This is a genomic window from Mesorhizobium huakuii (assembly GCF_030160235.1).
GTDB classification, from domain to species: Bacteria; Pseudomonadota; Alphaproteobacteria; order Rhizobiales; family Rhizobiaceae; genus Mesorhizobium; species Mesorhizobium huakuii.
On record NZ_BSNY01000077.1, the window covers coordinates 1 to 3,326 of the forward strand.

The 3,326-nt window shown below is 57.9% G+C and carries 2 protein-coding genes; both read left to right on the forward strand.

What is annotated here, in order from left to right:
* Nucleotides 1–1,569, forward strand: a 1,569-nt coding sequence (locus tag QQK95_RS33310) for a response regulator (RefSeq protein WP_284278829.1), incomplete at its 5' end; no start/stop codon positions are given.
* A 120-nt stretch (nt 1,570–1,689) separates the two neighbouring features.
* The gene (locus tag QQK95_RS33315; RefSeq protein WP_284278831.1) at nt 1,690–2,715 is read left to right on the forward strand and encodes a hydroxyacid dehydrogenase; all 1,026 of its coding nucleotides are present in this window, start codon (nt 1,690–1,692) and stop codon (nt 2,713–2,715) included.
* Nucleotides 2,716–3,326: the final 611 nt, after the last annotated feature.

Consider the following 3,326-nt stretch of genomic DNA (forward strand, 5'->3'; position numbering starts at 1 on the left):
CACTCTCCAGTTCCGTTAAACACCTTATCTCGGTGTCCACGAAACCGGCAGCAGGCCACTGTGCGCCTGAAACTCAGCAAAGCTATCCAAACGCTTGGCCATGAAACAACAGCTGTCGCAAGTGGCAAGCTGGCGCTCGAACAGGTTAGCCAGAACTCATTTGATTTGGTGCTCCTTGATATAGTCATGCCCGAAATGGATGGGTTCGAGGTGCTCAAGGCGCTCAAGTCCTCGCGAGCCACTCGCGATTTGCCAGTGATCGTCATTTCGGCGCTCGATGAAGAAATGGGTAGCGTGATAAGCGCCATCGAGCTTGGCGCAGAAGATTTTCTGCCAAAAGACTTTGAGCTCGCTCTATTGAAGGCTCGTGTTGACACCTGCATCGAGAAAAAAAGACTCCGCGACGTTGAGACGGAATATCTGAGGCAGGTGACCAAGCTGACCAGGGCGGCCGCCACCTTAGAAACCGGGCGGTTCAATCCTTCGAAGCTTGGCATCCGCGATGTGGCAAGCCGCTCAGATGGTCTCGGAAAGCTTGCTACCGTGTTCGCGACAATGGCCCAGAAGGTCTACGAGCGAGAGCGAAAGATGCGGCAGAATATTCGCACGTTTCGTGGGGCTCTACTGCTGCTTGCATGTGGTGGGCTATGGGGCGTCGTCGTGCCACTTTCCAAGATGGCTTCGCTCGTTGAGGCTCATCCGGTAGGATTGGCAATCCTCATTGACGTCATAGGAGCTGTGTTCTGCGTCGGGATCAGTTTGAAGCGACGGACAATGCCGAGCCTCAAGGATCTCACCTGGGCGGATCGGCGGTTCATCCTTCGTTTTGCGTTCATTAGCTCGGTGATCAATCAGGTCCTGGTTTATTGGGTGGCAAGCAAGCTTCCAGCTTCCATCGTCTCTATCGTCATCGTGCTTGAGGGATTTGCCGTCTTCTTGTTCGCAGCTTTGATGCGGACCGAAGCTCCGAATTTGAAGCGCTTTGTAGGGCTTGGATTGGGTCTCGTCGGCATCTTCATCATCCTCCTCTACGGAGAGCCGGGAGAAATGGCCACCAGTTGGGTGTGGCTTGTCATTGCCCTTGTAATTCCCGTCACCTACGCGGCCGAGGATATCTATCTCTCTGAGTCAAAGCCCGCCAGCATCGATAACGTCGCCCTGTTCGGCATGTCGCTCGTCGTCTCGGTTTTGATGCTGATCCCACTTGCCGCTTTTTATCAGGACTTCGTGCCATTTGATCTATTGACCGGTCGCCTTGGCGTCATCGTCTTGCTGATGGCTGCCGCTGGCAATTTGGCGATGCTGCTTTTCATTCAGTTGATCGCCAGCACCGGTGCTGTCTTCGCAAGCCAGAACGCCTATGCGGGAACAGCAGCCGGCATTGGCTGGAGTATGCTGTTACTTGGAGAGGCGATACCAGTTGTGACCTGGGCTTCGCTTGCCCTAGTAATCGTAGGTCTCCTGATGGTCGAGCCAAAGCAGGAGGCTGAGGAAGAACCCCCGCCCCTTGACGACTCGCTGGAGGAATTTGTGCCGCGTCTTGATCTTCTGCCGTCACCCACGGAATGAGAGCTGTCAACCACTGATGCGCCGACATCAAGGTGACAAGGGCGACTCTTCCGAAGGAGATTTAAGGCAAATTCGTTCCACCAGAGACAATTCGAATGTTTTAGGGAGATCGCCACCCTCATGAGCGCTCAAGGCTTGCCCAGCGTTCTCGCGTTTGAACGCTACGACCCGACTGACGCCTCGCTAGACTGGCTGCGCGAGCGTGGGGTCAACGTTATTTTCGGCAATGCGCTCTGGGAAATGCCGTTCAAGCGCTTCACCGAGGATGAGCTGATTGCCAAGGCACATGGCTGTATCGCCTTGATGGGGGCAAGCGGCACCCGCATCACCAGGCGCGTGATGCAGGCGCTTCCGGATCTGCGCTACATCTCAAAATATGGCATTGGCGTCGACAGCATCGACATCGACGCCGCCACCGAGCACGGCATTCTGGTTTCGAGTACGCCGAACGATTTTCAGATCTTCACGGTCAGCGAGCACGCGGTCGCCCTGATGCTGGCGGTTGCCAAACAACTTGGCACGTGGACGCCCGAATTCATGCGGCGTGGCGGGTGGCGGGGCCTGACACATGGCGCGACGCTGCGCGGCTCCGCCGTCGGCATCCTCGGCCTAGGCCGCATCGGCCGTGGCGTGGCGCAACGGCTGTCGGGCTGGGAGGCTCGCATCCTTGCCTATGATCCCTTCCTGAAGGAAGCGCCTCCAGGCATCGAACTCGTCGACTTCTCCACCCTGGTGGAGCAATCCGACTTCCTGACGCTGCACGCAACGCCGAGCCCGGATAACCATCACATCCTAAACGCCGCCGCGTTCGCGAAGATGAAACCGTCAGCTATCGTCGTGAACACCGGGCGCGGATCGCTGATCGACTACACGGCCCTGCGAGCAGCGCTGGCCAATGGCCAAATCGCGGGTGCGGCTCTCGACGTGTTCGACCAGGAGCCGCCGAAGACCGACGATCCGCTGTTTTCGCTACCCAACGTCTTGTGCACGCCGCATGTCGCCGCCTGGACGACTGAAGGAACTCAGGCCATCGGCTGGCATGCGGCCAAGAACCTGTGGGCGATGATGAGCGGCGAAGGACACGCCGATATCGTCAACCCGCAAGCCAAGCAGCGCAGGAGTGCGGCCTTGCTCGGCGACGTGTGATTCCACGAGGCTTCATGAATGCTCAACACCCCTCCTGGCTCAGGTTCGGACTGGTGGGCGAGGGGACCTCAGGGAAGAAACTGTAAACAGGCCGAAGAGCTTAAAGGCGTCGCAGCGGCTAGCGCAGGAGGTTGTCACGGTAAGACACCCCCATCCGCCGCCATCACCGCATCTGCCTCGACATTCACGGGAGGCACGATGATCAAGGATGCGGGAAAGTCGAGAACTGCACTCGGCACAGAGCCGCCGGGCCTGGCTTTAGAACCATCCAATAGCTGGTAGCGCTGATTGACGTGGTGGCGTGAATGGCAAGGTCCACCCTCGCGTTGAAGTGATCGAAGCCTCCGGCGAATGGTTCATCCGTCTGGTCGAAGACGACCGAGAGTTAACCCGATCATTTGAGATGTAGCCTCGAGATGGAAACCTTCGCCCTAAGCTATGAGGGGACCGGTCGTTTCGCTTCATCGATTGTCGGCTCTGCTATGACGCGCTTGGTGGCGGGCGGGAGGACTGCTTATTTGCGATTTCGTCCCATCAGCAGACAGTCCGCTAACGTGAAGAGTTTCGGGCGCCGGCAGGCGTACGAAAGTCCCCGAGGAAGGAACCCGCGG

Bases quoted from the DNA above. Each gene is read 5' to 3' on its own strand.
- QQK95_RS33315 (WP_284278831.1), top strand. From the start codon at position 1,690: ATGAGCGCTCAAGGCTTGCCCAGCGTTCTCGCGTTTGAACGCTACGAC.